We start from the raw sequence: 19,494 nt of genomic DNA, 5'->3' as shown, positions 1-19,494 counted from the left end.
GCTGCCGGCCCCGCCCGTCGGGCCGGTTCCCCACCGTCCCGTGACCGGCGGTCCCGGGGCGCGGACGGCTGGGTCCGCACCCCGGGATCCCCGGGTCTCAGTCCCGGGGCGACTTGCTGATCTCCCAGAAGCGGAAGACCGTGGACGAGTCGAGCGTCCACTGGAGCCCGGAGATGGTGTTCTGGGCCACCGCGTACTGCTTGCCCTGCCACAGCGGGAGCATCGGGACGTCGTTGGCGACGATGTCCTGGATCCGCTGGTAGTCGCCGACCGTGGCCGAGCGGCTGGGCTGCTCGGAGGTGGCCGGTATCAGCTGACCGGTGAGCAGCGCCGAGGTGTAGTGGTTGGCCAGGACGTTGTCGTTGCCGAAGAACGGCGCGACGAAGTTGTCCGGGTCCGGGTAGTCCGGCACCCAGCCCTTCACATAGACGCCGTACTTGCCGTCCGCGACGCCCTTCTCATAGGACGCGACGTCGGCGCTCTTCACATCGACGTCGAACAGCCCGCTGGCGTTGAGCTGCTTGGCGATCGCGCGCAGCCCGGGAATGGTGCCGGGGCCGTAGCGGATCGGGGTCCCCCACAGGGTCAGCTTGACCTTGCCGGAGATCCCCGCCTCCCGCAGGGCCTGCTTGGCCTTGGCGGGCTGCGGCCGGTCGCCGTACTTGTCGTAGAAGGCCGTGTTGTGGCCGGTGATCCCGGCCGGGACGACCGAGTACAGCGGTTCGGCGGTGCGCTTGTAGACGTCACGCACCAGGGTGCTGCGATCGATGAGGTAGGCGACGGCCTTGCGCACACCGCGCTTGCCCGCCACCGGGTGCTTCATGTTGAAGATCAGGTGCTGGACCTCGGCGCCGGTGCCCTCGACCACGTCCAGGCTCTTTGCGCCACCGACGCTGCGCGCCTGGAGGTCGGCGAGGTCCTTCATGGCCAGTCCGCGGTAGGCGAGGTCCACATCGCCCCGCTCCACGGCGGTCTTCAGCCGCTGCTGCCTGCCGTGGAAGAACTTCAGGGTCAGCCCGGTGTTCTTGGCCTCGGCGGGGCCCTTGTAGGCCTCGTTGACGGCGAAGTCGGCCTTGGTCTTGTCGTAGGACTTCAGGGTGTAGACACCGGAGCCGATCGCCTGGTTGTCGGTGCGCAGCTTGTCGGCCGGGTACTCCTCGTGGTCGACGATGGAGCCGGCACCGGAGGCGATCTTCTGCGGGAAGGTGGCGTCAGCCTGCTTCAGGTTGAAGACCACGGTCCGCTTGTCCGGGGTCTTGATGGACCCGATGGAGCCGAACATCAGCGCCGGACCGTTTTTGTCGTTGATCCGCAGGGTGCGCTCGAAGGAGAACTTGACGTCCTCGGAGGTGAGCGGGTGGCCGTTGGAGAACGTCAGGTCGTCCCTGAGCGTGCAGGTGTAGACCCGGCTGGCGTTGTCCTTGAAGGTGCACGTCTTCGCGGCCTCCGGCTGCGGGGTGGTGCTGCCCTTGGGGAAGCTCAGCAGGGACTGGAACACGTTGTTGAACAGCAGCCAGGAGCCGGGGTCGTAGCCGGATGCCGGGTCGGTGGCGAGCACCTCGTCCGACATCCCCATGACCACGTGCTTGCCGCCGCCGGCGGCGTCACCGTCCTCGCTTCCGCAGCCGGTCAGCAGGGCGGCGGCCAGCCCCGCCCCGAGGGGAGCTGCCAGCCACTGGTCACGTTTCCTCACGGATTGGTTCCTCACAGTTTCGTCGTCTCGTTACTCGGCCCCCGTCTGTCGTTGTCAGTCCTCGGCGCCGCGGCCGAGCTCCCAGAGCTGAAGCATGGTCGAGGAGTCGAAGGCGTACTCGGCACCGGTGACATGGTCGCGGGCGGCCACGTAGGAGTTCTCCTGCCACAGCGGCAGGTACGGGACGTCGTCGGCGATGGCGTTCTGGATGGCCTCGAAGTCCTTGGCGGCGAGGGCGCGCTGCGTCACCTGCCGGGTCTTCGGTATCAGCTCGTCCTGGATCTCACTGTTGCGGTAGGGCGAATTGAGGAAGTTGTCCCTGGTGAGGAAGGGAGCGGTGAAGGTGTCCGGGTCCGGGAAGTCGGGGAGCCAGCCCATGCCGTAGACGGGGTACTGGCGGTCGATGAGGGCGGGGCGGAACTCCGCCCACCGGACGCCCTTGATCTTGACGGAGAACAGACCGCTGGCGTTCAGCTGGCTCTTCAGCTCCTTGAACTCCGATGCCGTCCCCGGACCGTAGTGGTCGGTGGTGTACGTCATCGTGAGCTTCACCGGGGTGTGGATCCCGGCCTCGCGCAGCACCCGGCGCGCGGCGGCGGGGTCCGGGTCGCCGTACTCGTTGTGGAACGAGTTGGTGTGCGAGGTGATGTTGGACGGGATCATCGAGTAGAGGGGCTCACCGGTCCGCTTGTAGACGTCGCGCACCAGGGCCTGCCGGTCGATGAGGTAGGCCATGGCCTGCCGCACCGCCTTGTTCTTCACCACGGGAGCGGAGGTGTTGAAACCGAGGTAGCGGATGCCCTGGCCGGACTGCTCGAAGAGCCGGACGCCCTTGACCTTCCCCCTGTTCAGGCGGTCGATCTGATCGGGTGAGAAGCCCCGGGGGACCAGGTCCACCTCGCCCTTGGCCAAGGCTTTCTCCAGGGCCACGGAGTCGTCGAAGAAGCGGATCTCGACCGTGTCGGACTCCGACTTCACATCGCCCCGGTAGTTCGGGTTCTTGGAGAAGACCACCTTGGCCAGACGGTTGTCGCGCACCTCGGTCTTGGCGGTGTACGGACCCGACCCCACCATGTCGAAGCCGTTGTGCAGCGCGTCCGGCTCGTACACCTCGCTGTCGACGATGGACGCGGCCGGAGTGGTCAGCTTGGAGGGGAAGGTGGCGTCCGGGGAGGCGAGGTGGATGACGACCTCACGCTCGCTGGGGGTCTCGATCCTGTCCACGTTGGAGAGCAGGGAGACCGGACCGTTCCGGTTGTCGATGCGGAGCACCCGGTCGAGGGAGAACTTGACGTCCTCGGAGGTGAGCGCGTGGCCGTTGGAGAACTTCAGCCCGCTGCGCAGGGTGCAGCGGTACTGCTCGCTCCGCCGGTCCTGGAAGCCGCAATTCTGGGCGGCGTCGGGAATCGGTTCCACACCGGAGCGGGGCAGCCGCATCAGTGTCTGGAAGGTGCCGTGCAGCACGGTCCACGAGGCGAAGTCGTATGCGAGGCCCGGGTCCAGCGGAGCGGGTGCCGCCTTGGTCGCCTCGATCCCGTCCGTCACGCCCAGGACGAGCGCGTCACCGTCCGACCCCGAACCGTCGGTACCACCACACGCGGTGAGCGCTGACATCAGTAGGCCCGCCACGGCCGGCAGCACCAGCGACTTGCGCTTCATTGTCGGGAGTCTCCCTGCGATCGATCAACCACTCGGCGACGAGATTAGTCCGCGGCGCCAGCCATGCTGAGACACAACGAAGTTGAGGCGATATCACGCCCCGATAACGAGCAACGGTTGACCGATATGCGGACGCGGTCGCGTTTCGTACGGCATGTCACCAATCCGGACACAAGGGCGTACGCAAACCGCACCAGACGGGGCGTGGAGCATAGACCCACTCCCGTGTCGACATCAAGTGCAGTGATAAACATCACGTTCGTTATGACGCCATCCGAGAGGGAAAAGACCCGGGTTTTATTCAGTCTGTGATGTGCAGAAATACGCTCAGTACGCGATCAGTGCATTCCCGTGACCAGTGCCTGAAGAAATGGGAGATCGACTTCTTCGAGCGATCCGACGACCGTCCGGCCCGTCGCGGGTTCGATCGGCACCACGGACGGCACCGCCACCACCTGGCAGCCCGCGGCCTCGGCCGCCCGGACCCCGGTCGAGGTGTCCTCGACGACCACACAGCGGGCCGGGTCGGCGGCCAGTCCGGCGGCGGCAAAGAGATACGGGTCGGGGTGCGGCTTGGTCCGTGCGATCTCGTCGCCCGCGACCGTCAGGGCGAAGTGCTCCGAGCCGAGTGAGCGCAGCACCCGGTCCATCACGCGCCGGTGCGAGGCGGACACCAGGGCGGTCGGGACGCCGTGCGCGGCGAGCTCGGTGAGCAGCCTGCGGGCTCCGGGCAGCATCGGCACAGTGCCGTCGATCAGCTCGGTGAAACGGCTGTTCAGCAGGCCGGTGAGCTCCGCGAGCGCGATATCGGCGCCGGTGGCCTCGATCAGGAAGGAGGCACTTCGGGTCATCGGGCCGCCGACCACGACCTGGCGGTACTCCTCGGCCAGTGCGTGGCCGAGCTCGGCGAAGATCGAGACCTCCGCGTCCCACCAGATGCCCTCGGTGTCGACCAGGGTGCCGTCCATGTCGAGCAGAACGGCTTGCAGAGCGGATCCTTCGGCCGTACGGGTACTGACGACGGGGATGCTGCTGGTCATCCAAACACCTCCGGACAAGGGGCACGAAGGCCGGCCCCCTCCCGTGGAACGGAAGGCGACCGGCCTCTACCGGATCGACTAGTCTACGACGTGCCGCCGCGCGGCGCCTCATGACCGCTCGCGGACGGTCCCGCGGCCGTCACCGTGCGTTGAAGTACTTGGCCTCGGGGTGGTGGATGACGATGGCGTCCGTGGACTGCTCCGGGTGCAGCTGGAACTCTTCGGAGAGCTTCACGCCGATGCGCTCGGGCTGGAGGAGTTCGGCGATCTTGGCGCGGTCCTCCAGGTCGGGGCAGGCGCCGTAGCCGAGGGAGAAGCGGGCGCCGCGGTACTTCAGCGCGAACATGTCCTCGATCTCGCCCGGGTCCTCTCCGGCGAAGCCCAGTTCGGCGCGGACGCGGGCGTGCCAGTACTCGGCGAGGGCCTCGGCGAGCTGGACGGACAGGCCGTGGAGTTCGAGGTAGTCGCGGTAGGAGTTGGCCTCGAAGAGTTCGGCGGTGGCTTCGCCGATCCGGGAGCCGACGGTGACGACCTGGAGGCCGACGACGTCGGTCTGGCCGGATTCCTCGGGCCGGAAGAAGTCGGCCAGGCACAGGCGGCGGCCGCGGCGCTGGCGGGGGAAGGTGAAGCGGGTGCGCTCGCTGCCGTCCTCGTTGAGCAGGACCAGGTCATCGCCCTTGGAGACACAGGGGAAGTAGCCATGGACGACGGCCGCCTCCAACAGGTTCTCGGTGTGCAGCTTGTCCAGCAGACCACGCAGCCGCGGACGGCCGTCGGTCTCGACGAGTTCCTCGTAGGTCGGTCCGTCGCCGGTGCGGGCCTGCTTCAGCCCCCACTGGCCCTTGAACAGCGCGCCCTCGTCCAGCCAGCTCGCATACTCCTTGAGCTGGATGCCCTTGACCACGCGGGTGCCCCAGAAGGGCGGCGTGGGCACCGGGTTGTCGGTGGCCACGTCGGAGCGCGCCGGCCCCTGGTCCGGCTCCGGCTCACGCACCTGGGCGGCGTCGCGGCGGGGGACCCGGCGCTGCTTGAGCTCGGGCAGCTTGGCGCCGGGGACACCGCGCTTCACCGCGATGAGGGCGTCCATGAGGCGCAGGCCCTCGAAGGCGTCGCGGGCGTAGCGCACCTCGCCTTCGTAGATCTCGTGGAGGTCCTGTTCGACGTAGGCCCGGGTGAGGGCGGCGCCGCCGAGGATGACCGGGTAGGTGGCGGCCAGCTTGCGCTGGTTGAGCTCCTCCAGGTTCTCCTTCATGATCACCGTGGACTTCACCAGCAGCCCGGACATGCCGATGACATCCGCGCGGTTCTCCTCGGCGGCCTCCAGGATCGCGGAGACCGGCTGCTTGATACCGAGATTGACCACGTTGTAGCCGTTGTTGGACAGGATGATGTCCACGAGGTTCTTGCCGATGTCATGGACGTCACCGCGGACGGTGGCCAGCACGATGGTGCCCTTGCCCTCCGCGTCGGACTTCTCCATATGCGGTTCCAGGTGGGCCACGGCGGTCTTCATGACCTCGGCGGACTGGAGCACGAACGGCAGCTGCATCTGGCCGGACCCGAACAGCTCACCGACCACCTTCATCCCGTCCAGCAGCGTCTCGTTGACGATGTCCAGGGCCGGCCGCTCCTCGAGCGCGGCATCGAGATCCTGCTCGAGGCCGTTGCGCTCACCGTCGATGATGCGGCGCTTGAGGCGCTCCTCCAGCGGAAGGGCGGCCAGCTCCTCGGCCTTGCCGGCCTTCAGCGAGGAGGCGGTGGCGCCCTCGAACAGCTCCATGAGCTTCTGGAGCGGGTCATAGCCCTCGGCGCGGCGGTCGTGGATCAGATCCAGGGCGGTGGTGACCTGCTCCTCGTCGAACCGCGCGATGGGCAGGATCTTCGAGGCGTGGACGATGGCGGAGTCCAGGCCCGCCTTCACGCACTCGTCCAGGAAGACGGAGTTGAGCAGGATCCGGGCGGCCGGGTTGAGGCCGAAGGAGATGTTCGACAGACCCAGGGTGGTCTGGACCTCGGGGTGGCGGCGCTTGAGTTCGCGGATGGCCCCGATGGTGGCGATACCGTCCTTGCGGGACTCCTCCTGCCCGGTGCAGATGGTGAAGGTCAGACAGTCGATGAGGATGTCCTCCTCACGGATGCCCCAGTCACCGGTCAGATCGGCGATGATCCGCTCGGCGATCTCGACCTTCTTCTCGACGGTACGGGCCTGGCCCTCCTCATCGATGGTCAGCGCGATGAGCGCGGCGCCGTGCTCCTGGGCGAGCCGGGTCACCTTGGCGAACCGCGAATCCGGTCCCGCGCCGTCCTCGTAGTTGACGGAGTTGATGACCGCGCGGCCACCCAGCTTCTCCAGCCCCGCCCGGATCACCTCGACCTCGGTGGAGTCCAGCACGATCGGCAGGGTGGAGGCGGTGGCGAAACGCCCCGCCAGCTCCTCCATGTCGGCCACACCGTCCCGGCCGACGTAGTCCACGCACAGGTCGAGCAGGTGGGCGCCTTCGCGGATCTGCTCACGGGCCATCTCCACACAGTCGTCCCAGCGGCCCTCGAGCATGGCCTCCCGGAACTTCTTCGACCCGTTGGCGTTCGTCCGCTCCCCGATGGCCAGATACGAGGTGTCCTGCCGGAACGGAACGGTCTGGTAGAGCGAGGCGGCACCCGCCTCGGGCCGCGGCTCACGCTCGGCCGGGACCATTCCCCGCACACGCTCCACGACCTGACGCATATGCTCAGGCGTGGTACCGCAGCAGCCACCGACCAGGGAGAGACCGTACTCGCGGACGAAGGTGTCCTGGGCGTCGGCCAGTTCACCGGCGGTGAGCGGGTAGTGGGCGCCGTCCTTGCCGAGCACCGGCAGACCCGCGTTGGGCATGCAGGCCAGGGGTATGCGGGAGTGGCGGGCGAGATAGCGCAGATGCTCGCTCATCTCGGCCGGGCCGGTGGCGCAGTTCAGCCCGATCATGTCGATGCCCAGCGGCTCCAGAGCGGTCAGCGCGGCACCGATCTCCGAGCCCAGCAGCATCGTGCCGGTGGTCTCCACCGTCACCGAGCAGATCAGCGGGAGGTTCGCCCCGGTGGCGTCCAGCGCGCGGCGGGCGCCGAGGACGGCGGCCTTGGTCTGGAGCAGGTCCTGGGTGGTCTCCACCAGCAGGGCGTCGGCCCCGCCGGTGATCATGCCTTCGGCGTTGGCCTGGTAGGCGTCGCGCAGCACCGCGTAGGGGGCGTGGCCCAGGGTGGGCAGCTTGGTGCCGGGGCCCATCGAGCCCAGCACCCAGCGGTCGCGTCCGTCGGCGGCGAACTCGTCGGCCACCTCGCGGGCGATCCGGGCACCGGCCTCGGACAGCTCGAAGACGCGGTCGGCGATGTCGTACTCGCCGAGGGCGGCGTGGTTGGCGCCGAAGGTGTTGGTCTCGACACAGTCGACGCCGACCTCGTAGTAGGCGGCGTGGACCGAGCGGACGATGTCGGGGCGGGTGAGGTTCAGGATCTCGTTGCAGCCCTCGAGCTGCTCGAAATCGTCGAGGCTGGGCTCCTGCGCCTGGAGCATCGTCCCCATCGCACCGTCGGCGACCACCACGCGGGTGGCCAGCGCCTCGCGGAGGGCGTCGGCTCGGGCGGCGGATGTGGGCGATGGCATGTGCAAGGCCATGGATGTGCTCCCTGGGGTGCGACGGCTGTCGGCTTTGCGCCCCCTGCCGAGGGGGACGCACCAGGCCAGGGTAGCCGCCGGGCGCCGAACGCCGACGTCCGTTCCACCTGCCGGGACGGGACCCCGTGATCGGCCGTGGCGGAGGCCGTGACGAGGGTCACGGCGGATGCCCGGACGGAGGCCGTGACGCAGGCTGTGACGGAGGTTGATCGTTTTCGCCGTCCCTCATGTACCGCAACGTCGACATGGACCGATAGTGTTCAGCATTGTCGAACACGGTCGGGAGGTTGGCGATGGCTCGGAACATCCAGTCGTTGGAGCGAGCTGCGGCGATGCTACGCCTGCTCGCCGGTGGTGAGCGACGTCTCGGACTGTCCGACATCGCCTCCACCCTGGGGCTGGCCAAGGGCACCGCCCACGGCATCCTGCGCACCTTGCAGCAGGAGGGCTTCGTCGAGCAGGACGAGGCGTCGGGCCGCTATCAGCTCGGCGCGGAGCTGCTGCGCCTGGGCAACAGCTATCTGGACGTCCACGAGCTGCGCGCCCGCGCCCTGGTGTGGACCGACGACCTCGCGCGCTCCAGCGGGGAGAGCGTGTACCTGGGCGTACTGCACCAGCAGGGCGTGCTCATCGTCCACCACGTCTTCCGCCCGGACGACAGCCGCCAGGTGCTGGAGGTCGGCGCCATGCACCCGCTGCACTCCACCGCCCTGGGCAAGGTGCTCTCCGCCTACGACCCGGTGGCGCACAGCGAGGTGGCCGAGGGCGAGCGCAAGGAGTTCACCCCGCGCACGGTGACCGGGGTCGAGGAGTTCGAGGGCGTTCTCGCGCTCACCCGGGCCCGCGGCTGGGGCTCCGACGTGGAGGAGACCTGGGAGGGCGTCGCGTCGGTCGCGGCCCCCATCCACGACCGCCGGCGGCTGCCGGTGGGGGCGGTGGGCATCACCGGCGCGGTGGAACGGGTGTGCGACGGCGGCGAACTGCGCTCGGAGCTCGTCGCGGCCGTCCGGGACTGCGCCCGCGCCGTCTCCCGGGATCTCGGCGCCAGCCGCTTCTGATCACGTCGGCCCAGGTCCGCACTGGTTCACAACGGTTTCACATACTCGAGATTTTTCCGCCACACGACCCTTGACGGGGCATTCAGCGTGAAGAAAACTGCCGTTCATCGGTCGGCATTGTCGAACACCTGACGACAATATTCGCTATGGTGGACTCGCCGCGGGCCGACCAACGCCCTCCCATGAGGGCGCGGATCCCCGGGGAACCGGGGGTTCGCCTTCCCCTGGACGAAGGACAAAGGAGTCGCGGGTGTCCAGCTCCGACATCTTCATCGGCGAGACCATCGGTACCGCCGCACTCATCCTGCTCGGCGCCGGTGTGGTCGCAGGCGTCGTACTCAAGCGTTCCAAGGCTCTGAACGCGGGCTGGGTCGCCATCACCTTCGGGTGGGGCTTCGCCGTGCTCATCGGTGCCTACATATCCGCTCCGCTCTCCGGGGCGCACCTCAACCCGGCCGTGACCGTCGGTATCGCCGTCACCACCGGCGAGTGGGGCGACGTTCCGGTCTACCTCGCGGGCCAGATGCTCGGCGCCATGATCGGCGCCACGCTCGCCTGGCTCTCCTACTACGGTCAGTTCCAGGCCCACCTCACCGACCCGGAGATCGTGGCCCGCAAGGACGAGGAAGGCCTGGTCGACAAGGCCGCGGCTCCGGCCGCCGGCCCGGTGCTGGGCGTCTTCTCCACCGGCCCCGAGATCCGCAACGTGGTGCAGAACCTGATCACCGAGATCATCGGCACCGCCGTGCTGGTCCTGCTGATCCTCACCACCGGCCTCACCAAGGGCCTGGGCGTCTCCGGCACCGGAGTGCTGATCGTGGCCCTGTCGGTCGTCGGCATCGGCCTCTCGCTCGGCGGCCCGACCGGCTACGCCATCAACCCGGCCCGTGACCTGGGCCCGCGTATCGTGCACGCCCTTCTGCCGCTGCCCAACAAGGGCGGCTCGGACTGGGGTTACGCCTGGATCCCCGTCGTCGGCCCGCTCGTCGGCGGCGCTCTCGCCGGCGGTCTCTTCGAGATCGCGTTTGCCTGAGCCGACCCCCTACACCGACTTCGCAGGAGAGCATTCACACCATGACTGACACACACAGCACCGGCCCGTTCATCGCCGCGATCGACCAGGGCACCACCTCCAGCCGCTGCATCGTCTTCGACCGGGACGGCAGAATCGTCGCCGTCGACCAGAAGGAGCACGAGCAGATCTTCCCCAAGCCGGGATGGGTCGAGCACAACGCGACCGAGATCTGGGAGAACGTCAACGAGGTCGTGACCGGCGCCATCACCAAGGCCGGGATCACCGCCGCCGACGTCAAGGCGATCGGCATCACCAACCAGCGCGAGACCACCGTGCTGTGGGACAAGAACACCGGTGAGCCGGTGCACAACGCGCTCGTCTGGCAGGACACCCGTACCGACGCCCTGTGTCGCGAGCTCGGCCGCAACGTCGGCCAGGACCGCTTCCGCCGCGAGACCGGCCTCCCGCTGGCCTCCTACTTCGCGGGCCCGAAGGTCCGCTGGCTGCTCGACAACGTCGAGGGGCTGCGCGAGCGCGCCGAGTCGGGCGACATCCTCTTCGGCACCATGGACTCCTGGGTCATCTGGAATCTCACCGGCGGCGTCAACGGCGGTGTGCACGTCACCGACGTCACCAACGCCTCCCGCACGATGCTGATGAACCTGCAGACCCTGGACTGGGACGAGAAGATCCTGGCCTCGATGCAGGTCCCGGCCGCGGTGCTGCCGAAGATCCGCTCCTCCGCGGAGGTGTACGGGCGGACCGCCGAGGGCGTCCTCGCGGGCGTGCCCGTGGCCTCCGCGCTCGGCGACCAGCAGGCGGCCCTGTTCGGCCAGACCTGCTTCTCCGAGGGCGAGGCCAAGTCCACGTACGGCACCGGCACCTTCCTGCTGATGAACACCGCCGACAAGCCGGTCAACTCCTACAACGGCCTGCTGACCACCGTCGGCTACCGGATCGGCAACGAGAAGCCGGTCTACGCCCTAGAGGGCTCCATCGCCGTCACCGGTTCGCTGGTGCAGTGGATGCGCGACCAGATGGGCCTGATCAACAGCGCCGCCGAGATCGAGACCCTCGCCAGCTCGGTGGACGACAACGGCGGCGCGTACTTCGTGCCGGCCTTCTCGGGTCTGTTCGCCCCGTACTGGCAGGACGACGCCCGCGGTGTCATCGCGGGCCTGACCCGCTATGTCACCAAGGCGCACATCGCCCGTGCGGTGCTCGAGGCGACCGCCTGGCAGACCCGCGAGATCGTCGACGCGATGACCAAGGACTCCGGTGTCGAGCTCACCGCGCTCAAGGTCGACGGCGGAATGACCTCCAACAACCTGCTGATGCAGACCCTCTCGGACGCCCTCGACGCACCCGTGGTGCGCCCGATGGTCGCCGAGACCACCTGCCTCGGTGCGGCCTACGCCGCCGGCCTGGCCGTCGGCTTCTGGCCGGACACCGACGCCCTGCGCGCCAACTGGCGCCGGGCGGCCGAATGGACCCCCCGTATGGACGCGGACGTTCGGGACCGCGAGTACAAGAACTGGCTCAAGGCCGTGCAGCGGACCATGGGCTGGATCGAAAACGAGGAGTAATCACATGACCACCCTGCAGAGCGTTCCCTCCCTCGGAACGCACCCGGCTGCTGGTTCGATCCCGGGCCGCGCCGAAACCCGGGAACAGCTGTCCAAGGCAACGTATGACCTCCTGGTGATCGGCGGCGGCATCCTGGGCATCACCACTGCCTGGCACGCCGCGCAGTCCGGGCTGCGGGTGGCGATGGTGGACGCCGGCGACTTCGCCGGCGCCACCTCCTCCGCTTCCTCCAAGCTGCTCCACGGCGGCCTGCGCTACCTCCAGACGGGCGCGGTCAAGCTGGTCGCCGAGAACCACTTCGAGCGGCGCGCGGTCTCCCGGACCGTCGCTCCGCACCTGGCCAACCCGCTCACCTTCTACCTGCCGGTCTACAAGGGCGGTCCGCACGGCGCGGCCAAGCTGGGCGCGGGTGTCTTCGCCTACTCCGCGCTGTCCGGCTTCCGTGACGGCGTCGGCCACCTCCTCAGCGCCGAGAAGGCCGCACGTGACGTCCCCGAGCTGCGCACCGAGGGCCTCAAGGCGGTCGCGGTCTACGGCGACGGCCAGATGAACGACAGCCGGATGGCCCTGATGACGGTCCGGGCCGCGGCCGAGTCCGGTGCCACCGTGCTCAACCACGCCGAGGTGACCGGGCTGCGCACCACCGACGGCCGGGTCACCGGTGCGGACCTCAAGGACCGCACCGACGGCACCGAGTTCGGTGTCAACGCCCGTCTGGTGCTCAACGCCACCGGCCCGTGGGTGGACCACCTGCGCCGGATGGAGGACCCGAACGCGGCCCCGTCGATCCGGCTGTCCAAGGGTGCGCACCTGGTGCTCAAGCGCACCTCGCCGTGGAACGCGGCGCTGGCCACCCCGATCGACAAGTACCGCATCACCTTCGCCCTCCCCTGGGAGGACATGCTGCTGCTCGGCACCACCGACGAGGAGTTCGAGGGCGACCCGGCCGATGTCGCGGTCAACGAGAACGACATCACCCAGATCCTGGACGAGGCCGCCTTCTCCATCCGCGACCAGCAGCTCTCCCGTGATCTGATCACCTACTCCTTCGCGGGTCTCCGGGTGCTGCCCGGTGGCCCCGGCGACACCGCGAAGGCCAAGCGCGAGACCGTGGTCACCGAGGGCAAGGGCGGGATGCTGTCCATAGCCGGTGGCAAGTGGACGACCTTCCGTCACATCGGCCGCACGGTGATGACCAAGCTGGCCGAGTTGCCCGGCCGGCCGCTCGCGGACGACATGGAGCCGGTCAAGCAGTTGCCCAAGCACATGCCGCTGCCGGGTCTCGCCAACCCGCACGCCGTCGAGCACCGGCTGCTGGTGGACGGCGGCACCCCCGGCCCGCGGATGGCCGCCGACACCGCGCGCCACCTGGCCACCCACTACGGCTCGCTGTCCTTCGACATCGCGCGGCTGGCCGGCGCCGACCCGGCGCTCGCCGAGCGGATCCACCCGGACGCCCCGGAGATCTGGGCGCAGGTCGTCTACGCCCGCGACCAGGAGTGGGCCGAGACGGCGGACGACGTGCTGCGTCGCCGCACCACCCTCACCATCCGCGGTCTGGCCTCGGACGACATCCGCGGCCGGGTCGAGGACCTGCTGGCCAAGCGCGCCTGACCCCCGCGGGCCGCATCCGGCCGGGACGGCCGGGCGGGAGGATCACTCCTTCCGCCCGGCCGTCCGGCCTTTCCGGATGCACCGCCGCCCACTCGCTGCCCGGTCACGGCGGTTGGCCGCCCCGGGGGGCCTCGAGCCCGGGGGGCGAAAAATCAGCGGGATCGCTCTTGCCTTCTTCGGTGGCACGCGCATCAATGACTGCGCCCTCTTGTGACGGGCAGTCAGCACGGGTTCCACTTCAGCGCACCTCCCCCACGGCGGAAGGCACCCCCATGAGACGCATCACGCTCGGGATCAGTACGGCACTCGGAGCGGCGGCCCTGGCCACCGGGGCACTCGCCCTCGCACCGACGGCCTCCGCGGTCGACCCCACGACCGCCACCATCACGGCCGACTGCGGGAGCTTCGGCTCCGGATCGGCGACGCTGGTCGCCACGCAGGACGGCACCTCCGCGACCATCACCCTGTCCTCGTCGGCGGTCAAGGCACCCCTCGACGTCCCCGCCGGGGCGGTGCAGTCCACCCTGACGCTGTCGAAGAACGGCTCGGGGACCACCACCTTCACCGGCTCGTCCAACCCGGCCATCCCGACCGGCTCCGATGTGTCCACCGGCCCGCTGACCGGTACGGTCGCCGCGGGCGACGTCCTGGAGGCCACGTCCCTGAAGCTGGTGGTCTTCGGCTTCATCACGGTGGACTGCACAGCGACCTCGGCGCAGTCGCCGGGGCCGTTCACCTTCTGAGTCCGCTGAGCCCGGCCCCGCACCGGTGGGCCCCCACCGGGCTCCGGCAGCGGCCCGGTGGCGTCCTCGGCAGACGCCACCGGGCCGGTCACGCCATAATGGACCCATAGATCGGATGTTTGTTTCCGGGGAGGTCCACCATGGCGGTCACCGACGAGGCGATCGAGAAAATCAAGGGCATGATCGTCTCGGGTGCGCTGCGCCCGGGTGACCGGCTCCCCAAGGAGAGCGAACTCGCCGCCGACCTCGGGCTGTCCCGCAACTCGCTGCGCGAGGCGGTGCGGGCGCTGTCGCTGATCCGGATCCTCGATGTACGGCAGGGCGACGGCACCTATGTCACCAGCCTGGACCCCCAGTTGCTGCTGGAGGCGCTGAGCTTCGTCGTCGACTTCCACCGGGACGACACGGTGCTGGAGTTCCTCGCGGTGCGGCGCATGCTGGAGCCCGCCGCCACCGCGCTGGCCTGCACCCGGATCAGCGACGCCGAACTGGACGCGCTCAGTGCCCAGCTGGACGCGCTGGGGCAGGAGCCGTCGGTGGAGGAGCTGGTGGCCTGCGATCTGGAGTTCCACCGCGGCATCGTCCAGGCGTCGGGCAACTCGGTCCTCTGTTCGCTGCTCGACGGGCTCTCCGGCCCCACCACCCGGGCGCGGGTGTGGCGCGGACTGACCCAGGAGGACGCGGTGAGCCGCACCCTGCACGAGCACCGGGCGATCCTGGCCGCGCTGCGCGACCGGGACGCGGAGGCGGCCCGCTCCTGGGCGACGGTGCACATCGCGAGCGTCGAACAGTGGCTGCGCTCCACGCTGTGAGGGCGCTCGCGGCGGTGAGGGCGCTTGCGGGTCAGCCCGCCAGCCCGTACACCTCGGCCGCGGTGCCGCCGAAGAGCGCGCCGCGCTCGTCCTCCGTCAGCCGCAGCGCGGCCCGCTCCGCCAGCGCCACCACCTCGTCGTACGGGGCGGCCAGGGTGCACACCGGCCAGTCGGAGCCGAACAGCACCCGGCCGGGCCCGAACGCGTCCAGGACATACCAGGCGTAGGGCAGGATCTGCTCGGACCGCCAGCTGTCCCAGGACGCCTCGGTGACCAGGCCGGAGAGTTTGCAGACCACGTTGGGCAGGGTGGCGAGCGCGGCCAGCCGCCGGCCCCAGGGTTCGCGTTCACCGGCGGCGACGGGCGGTTTCGCGGCATGGTCCAGGACGAAGCGGAGCTCGGGCAGCTCGCGTACGGCGTCGATGGCCGAGGGGAGTTCGCGCGGGGTGACCAGCAGGTCGTAGACCAGGCCCGCGGCGGCCACGGCCGCGAGCCCGCGGCGTACGTCCCGGCGGGCCAGCCAGTGGGCGTCGGGCTCGTCCTGCACCTGGTGGCGCAGGCCCACCAGCCGCCGGCCGCCGGGCCCGGCGGCCAGCGAGGCGAGCACCTCGCGCAGCCGGGGGTCGGTGAGATCGGCCCAGCCGACGACGCCCGCGATCCGGCCCGAGCCCTCGGCCAGGGCGAGGAGTTCCCGCGTCTCCTCCAGGGAGGAGCTGGACTGGACGAGGACGGTGGCGCCGATCCCGTGGGCGTCGAGATGCGGTGCGAGGTCGCGCGGGGTGAAGGTGCGGCGGATGGGGTCGGCCCAGGGGCCGTCCATCCACGGCTGCTCCCGCCGGGTCAGGTCCCACAGATGGTGGTGGGCGTCGATGCGCCGCGGCACGGGGCGCTCCTTCACGGTCGGACCGGCAGCGGGAGGTCGTCGTCGAGCAGTCCGCGGCGCACCAGAGCCCGCCACAGCTCGTCGGGGATGTCGTGGCCGAACAGGGCGGCGTTGTCGTGGACTTCGGCCGGTGACGCGCAGCCGACGACCGCGGCGGCCACGGCGGGGTGGCCGAAGGGGAAGCGCAGGGCGGCGGCCCGCAGCGGCACCCCGAATCCGGCGCACACCTCGGCGAGGCGCCGGGCGCGCTCGACCGTCTCCGGTGGCGCGGCCCGGTAGTCGTAGCGGGCGCCGGGGCCGGGCGTGGCGAGGAGACCGGAGTTGTAGACGCCGCCGACCACCACCGAGGTGCCGCGCCGCTGGCACACCGGCAGCAGATCGTCGTAGGCGGTGCGCTCCAGGAGGGTCCAGCGTCCGGCGCACAGCACGACGTCCACATCGAGGTCGGCGACGAAGCGGGCCAGCACATCGCTGTGGTTCATGCCGAAGCCGATGGCCCGGACCACCTTCTGGTCGCGCAGCTCGGCCAGGGCCGGGAAGCCCGTCTCATAGATCTCGCGGATGTGGTTCTCCGGGTCGTGGAGGTAGACGATGTCGACGGCGTCGACCCCGAGCCGCTCCAGGGAGGTTTCCAGGGCGGCGAGGATCCCGTCCCGGGTGAAGTCCCAGGCGCGGACGCGGTCGGGGGTGTCGGCGAACCCCTCCGGCTGGGCGGGCTCCCCGGGCGCGCGCGGCCGCAGCCGCCGCCCCACCTTGGTGGACAGGGTGTACGCGGTGCGGTCGCACCCCGCCAGCGCATGCCCCAGGCGCTCTTCGGAGAGCCCGACACCGTAGTGCGGCGCGGTGTCCAGATAGCTGAGGCCCGCGTCGAGGGCGGCCCGTACGGTGGCCCGGGCGCGCGCCTCGGGCACCGCCGTGTAGAGGTTGCCCAGCGGTGCGCAGCCGAGCCCCAGGGGCGGTACGCGGACGCCGGAGCGCCCCAGTTCCCGCGGTCCGCGCGGTATCCGCGCCATGGCGGCCTCCTCCCTCCGCGTTCCCCTCAGTCCTGCTTCTCGCCGCTGGCGTAGCGGGAGATGATCAGCGCGACGATGATGATGGAGCCGTTGATGAACTGGTTCCACAGCGGCGGCACACCGCCGAGGGTCATCACGTTGACCACCAGCTGGAGGGTCAGCACACCGGTGAGCGCGCCGAAGAGGGTGCCCCGGCCGCCCTTGAGGCTGATCCCGCCGATGACGGCCGCGGCGAACACCTGGAAGATCCAGCCGTTGCCCTGGCTGGCGGCGACCGAGCCGTAGTGGCCGGTGTAGAGGACCCCGGCGAACGCGGCGAGCAGCCCGCCCGCGCTCAGCACGATCCAGGTGATGCGGTCCACGCGGATGCCCGCGGCGCGGGCCGCCTCGGGGTTGCCGCCGATGGCGTACAGCGCGCGCCCGTGGCGCAGATAGCCGAGGGCGAGGCCGCCGATGGCGTAGAGGCCGAGGCAGAGCCATACGGCGGCGGGGGCGCCCAGCCAGTCGGCCTTGCCCAGGTAGCGGAAGGACTCGGGGACGTTGACGATCGACTGGCCCTCGGAGATGCCGACTTGGAGGCCGCGCAGCATGGTGAGCATGCCGAGCGTCGCGATGAAGCCGTTGACGCGCAGTTTGAGCATCAGGAAGCCGTTGGCGGCGCCGATGGCCGCGCCGACGGCCAGGCACAGCGGGATGGCCGTCCACACCGGCAGCAGCCCGAGACCCTCGAACCGGGCGCCGTGCGCGGGGAGGACGAGCCACAGGGCGATCACGGGCGCGACCGCGATGGTGGACTCCAGGGAGAGGTCCATCCGTCCACTGATCAGGATCAGTGCCTCGCCGAGCACCAGCAGTCCCAGTTCCGTCGACTGCTGAACGACGCCGATCAGGTTGTCCTCGGTGAGGAAGGCGGGCGAGACGATGAAGCCGATCACCCCCAGGACGAAGATCACGGGGACCAGGGACAGATCGCGCCAGCGCGCGAAGTCCAGCCGCGGCCGGGCCCGGTCCGCCGGTCCGTCCACCACCGGCTCGGCGGCCCGCTGCCGTGCGGTATCGGTCATGACTGCCTTCCTCCCGTGCCGTCGTGGCTTCCCTCGTCGCCCTGGTGCGTGCTTCGGTGCGTGGCTTCGCGCGGGCTGTTGTGCGTGCCCTGGTGCGCGCTCTTGTGCATGGAGCCGGGTGCCGCGTCCGCTCCCCCTTCCGTGATGCCTTCCATCGCGGCGACAAGTCCGCGGTCGGTCCACCCGCTGTCGAACTCGGCCACCACCCGCCCGTGGAAGAACGCGAGGACGCGGTCGCAGACCCGGAGGTCGTCCAGTTCGTCGGAGACGATGACCGCCCCGCTCCCGGCCGCGGCGACGTCCCGCACCACCCCGAGCAGCGCGTCCTTGGACTTCACATCCACCCCGGCGGTCGGCCGGATGGCGACCAGCACGCTGGGCTCGCGCGCCAGCGCCCGCGCGACGACGACCTTCTGCTGATTTCCGCCGGACAAACCCGAAACGGGCTGCGAGGGTCCCGCGGTTTTGATGTCCAGCGAGGTGATCATGCGCTGGGCGAAGGCACGGGTGCGGGAGGGCAGCACGGTGCCGTACGGCCCGAGCTGGTCGGCGACGGTCAGGGTGGCGTTCTCCGCGACGCTCCGCCCCGGGACCAGGCCTTGACGGTGCCGGTCCTCGGGGACGTAGCCGATCCCGGCGTCGAGGGCGTGCGGCACACTGCCGGGGCGCACCGGGCGGCCGCGGACCGCCAGCCGTCCGCCGTCCGGCCGGCGCAGCCCCACCAGGGTCTCCCCCACCGCGGTGTTGCCGCTGGCCGTCGCCCCGGCCAGGCCCAGCACCTCACCCGGCCGCACCACCAGGTCCAGCGGTGCGAACGCGCCCTCCACCCGCAGCCCTTCGGTGCGCAGCACCGGCTCCCCGCCCGGTTCGGCCCTCCGGCGGGTGACCGGGGCGCGCGCCGCCGTGCGGGAGTCTTCCCCGGGCGCCCCGGCGGCGTCCCCGGTCATCGCCGCGACCAGATCCTCCTTGGGCAGCCCGTCGACCGGTGCGGTGAGCACATGGCGGGCGTCGCGGAAGACGGTGACGGTGTCGCAGAGTTCGTAGACCTCTTGCAGATGGTGCGAGATGAACAGGAACGCGACCCCCTGGGCACGCAGTTCGGCCAGCCGGGCGAAGAGCCGGTCGATCCCGCCCACGTCGAGCTGTGCGGTGGGCTCGTCGAGGACGATCAGCCGGGCCCCGAAGGACAGGGCGCGGGCGATCTCGACGAACTGCCGCTGCTCGACGCCGAGGTCCTTGGCCCGGGTCCGGGGGTCCACCGCCACGCCGTACTCGGCCAGCAGCGCACGGGCGGCCTCGCGCAGCTGGGGCCAGCGGATGCGCCCGGTGCCCGGGAAGCGGCCCAGATAGAGGTTCTCGGCCACCGTCAGCTCGGGAACGACCATCGACTTCTGGTAGACGCAGGCGACCTTGGCGCGCCAGGCGGCGGTGTCGCCGTAGCCGGGGGCGGGTTCGTCGGAGAAGGTCACCTCGCCCTCGTCCGGGCGCTCCATGCCGGTCAGGACGGAGACCAGGGTGGACTTGCCCGCCCCGTTGCGGCCGACGAGCGCATGGGCCTCGCCGGGAGCCACGGCGAGCTGGGCCCGGTCCAGGGCGACGGTGGGTCCGAACCGCTTGACGATGCGCCGGGCACGCACCGCGGTGGGCTGTTCCACGGTGGCCAT

The 19,494-nt window shown here is 70.1% G+C and carries 14 protein-coding genes; 6 read left to right on the top strand and 8 right to left on the bottom strand.

Annotated features, from left to right (window positions below; all coding sequences use genetic code 11):
- Positions 1-97 precede the first annotated feature (97 nt).
- The 4 genes from HUT19_RS32565 to metH all read right to left on the bottom strand — a co-directional run bounded on the left by HUT19_RS32565 (position 98) and on the right by metH (position 8,041).
- A complete protein-coding gene (locus HUT19_RS32565) occupies positions 98-1,693 on the bottom strand; it encodes an ABC transporter substrate-binding protein (protein ID WP_176183882.1) in 1,596 nt (531 codons plus the stop codon).
- A gap of 54 nt (positions 1,694-1,747) precedes the next feature.
- Positions 1,748-3,352: an ABC transporter substrate-binding protein gene (locus tag HUT19_RS32560; protein WP_176183881.1), complete on the bottom strand. Its 1,605-nt coding sequence runs from the start codon at positions 3,350-3,352 to the stop codon at positions 1,748-1,750.
- A gap of 338 nt (positions 3,353-3,690) precedes the next feature.
- Positions 3,691-4,392 carry an HAD family phosphatase gene (locus HUT19_RS32555; RefSeq protein ID WP_176183880.1) on the bottom strand — a complete coding sequence of 234 codons (702 nt, stop codon included), beginning with the start codon at positions 4,390-4,392 and terminating at the stop codon, positions 3,691-3,693.
- A gap of 139 nt (positions 4,393-4,531) precedes the next feature.
- A complete protein-coding gene (metH, locus tag HUT19_RS32550) occupies positions 4,532-8,041 on the bottom strand; it encodes a methionine synthase (RefSeq protein ID WP_176183879.1) in 3,510 nt (1,169 codons plus the stop codon).
- A 293-nt stretch (positions 8,042-8,334) separates the two neighbouring features.
- On the opposite strand from metH, the gene HUT19_RS32545 reads away from it, so the two are divergent.
- From HUT19_RS32545 to HUT19_RS32520, 6 genes are all read left to right on the top strand, one after another.
- On the top strand, positions 8,335-9,099 hold the full coding sequence (locus HUT19_RS32545; protein ID WP_176183878.1) for an IclR family transcriptional regulator: 765 nt from the start codon (positions 8,335-8,337) through the stop codon (positions 9,097-9,099).
- 250 nt (positions 9,100-9,349) lie between these two features.
- The gene (locus tag HUT19_RS32540; RefSeq protein ID WP_176183877.1) at positions 9,350-10,132 is read left to right on the top strand and encodes an MIP/aquaporin family protein; all 783 of its coding nucleotides are present in this window, start codon (positions 9,350-9,352) and stop codon (positions 10,130-10,132) included.
- Between the two features lie 41 nt (positions 10,133-10,173).
- Positions 10,174-11,700, top strand: coding sequence for a glycerol kinase GlpK (gene glpK, locus HUT19_RS32535; protein WP_176183876.1), 1,527 nt, complete (start codon positions 10,174-10,176; stop codon positions 11,698-11,700).
- Between the two features lie 4 nt (positions 11,701-11,704).
- Positions 11,705-13,315, top strand: a complete 1,611-nt coding sequence (locus HUT19_RS32530) for a glycerol-3-phosphate dehydrogenase/oxidase (RefSeq protein WP_176183875.1) — start codon at positions 11,705-11,707, stop codon at positions 13,313-13,315.
- 272 nt (positions 13,316-13,587) lie between these two features.
- On the top strand, positions 13,588-14,058 hold the full coding sequence (locus HUT19_RS32525) for a hypothetical protein (protein WP_176183874.1): 471 nt from the start codon (positions 13,588-13,590) through the stop codon (positions 14,056-14,058).
- 140 nt (positions 14,059-14,198) lie between these two features.
- Positions 14,199-14,870 (top strand): FadR/GntR family transcriptional regulator, encoded by a 672-nt coding sequence (locus tag HUT19_RS32520; protein WP_176183873.1) that lies wholly within the window; start codon positions 14,199-14,201, stop codon positions 14,868-14,870.
- 31 nt (positions 14,871-14,901) lie between these two features.
- Here HUT19_RS32520 and HUT19_RS32515 read toward each other — a convergent pair whose 3' ends face one another.
- From HUT19_RS32515 to HUT19_RS32500, 4 genes are read right to left on the bottom strand one after another with little or no spacing between them, the layout of a single operon-like run.
- Entirely contained in the window at positions 14,902-15,753 is an 852-nt protein-coding gene (locus tag HUT19_RS32515) for an amidohydrolase (RefSeq protein WP_176183872.1), read from the bottom strand.
- A gap of 11 nt (positions 15,754-15,764) precedes the next feature.
- Positions 15,765-16,766, bottom strand: a complete 1,002-nt coding sequence (locus HUT19_RS32510) for an aldo/keto reductase (RefSeq protein WP_176183871.1) — start codon at positions 16,764-16,766, stop codon at positions 15,765-15,767.
- A gap of 26 nt (positions 16,767-16,792) precedes the next feature.
- Complete coding sequence (locus tag HUT19_RS32505) at positions 16,793-17,830, bottom strand: ABC transporter permease (RefSeq protein WP_176183870.1); 1,038 nt, start codon at positions 17,828-17,830, stop codon at positions 16,793-16,795.
- Positions 17,827-19,494, bottom strand: coding sequence for a sugar ABC transporter ATP-binding protein (locus HUT19_RS32500; protein ID WP_176183869.1), 1,668 nt, complete (start codon positions 19,492-19,494; stop codon positions 17,827-17,829). Before HUT19_RS32500 ends, HUT19_RS32505 begins: the two co-directional genes overlap by 4 nt.

Source organism: Streptomyces sp. NA02950 (assembly GCF_013364155.1).
Classification (GTDB): Bacteria; Actinomycetota; Actinomycetes; order Streptomycetales; family Streptomycetaceae; genus Streptomyces.
The sequence above is the reverse complement of the archived record's forward strand: the minus strand, read 5'-3'. Positions and strand labels throughout refer to the sequence as shown.

Excerpts from the sequence above, each read along its gene's own strand:
- HUT19_RS32500 (WP_176183869.1), bottom strand. The coding sequence starts at position 19,494 with ATGGCCACCGTGGAACAGCCCACCGCGGTGCGTGCCCGGCGCATCGTC.
- glpK (WP_176183876.1), top strand. The coding sequence starts at position 10,174 with ATGACTGACACACACAGCACCGGCCCGTTCATCGCCGCGATCGACCAG.
- HUT19_RS32530 (WP_176183875.1), top strand. The coding sequence starts at position 11,705 with ATGACCACCCTGCAGAGCGTTCCCTCCCTCGGAACGCACCCGGCTGCT.
- metH (WP_176183879.1), bottom strand. The coding sequence starts at position 8,041 with ATGGCCTTGCACATGCCATCGCCCACATCCGCCGCCCGAGCCGACGCC.
- HUT19_RS32505 (WP_176183870.1), bottom strand. The coding sequence starts at position 17,830 with ATGACCGATACCGCACGGCAGCGGGCCGCCGAGCCGGTGGTGGACGGA.
- HUT19_RS32510 (WP_176183871.1), bottom strand. The coding sequence starts at position 16,766 with ATGGCGCGGATACCGCGCGGACCGCGGGAACTGGGGCGCTCCGGCGTC.
- HUT19_RS32560 (WP_176183881.1), bottom strand. The coding sequence starts at position 3,352 with ATGAAGCGCAAGTCGCTGGTGCTGCCGGCCGTGGCGGGCCTACTGATG.
- HUT19_RS32555 (WP_176183880.1), bottom strand. The coding sequence starts at position 4,392 with ATGACCAGCAGCATCCCCGTCGTCAGTACCCGTACGGCCGAAGGATCC.
- HUT19_RS32520 (WP_176183873.1), top strand. The coding sequence starts at position 14,199 with ATGGCGGTCACCGACGAGGCGATCGAGAAAATCAAGGGCATGATCGTC.
- HUT19_RS32545 (WP_176183878.1), top strand. The coding sequence starts at position 8,335 with ATGGCTCGGAACATCCAGTCGTTGGAGCGAGCTGCGGCGATGCTACGC.
- HUT19_RS32525 (WP_176183874.1), top strand. The coding sequence starts at position 13,588 with ATGAGACGCATCACGCTCGGGATCAGTACGGCACTCGGAGCGGCGGCC.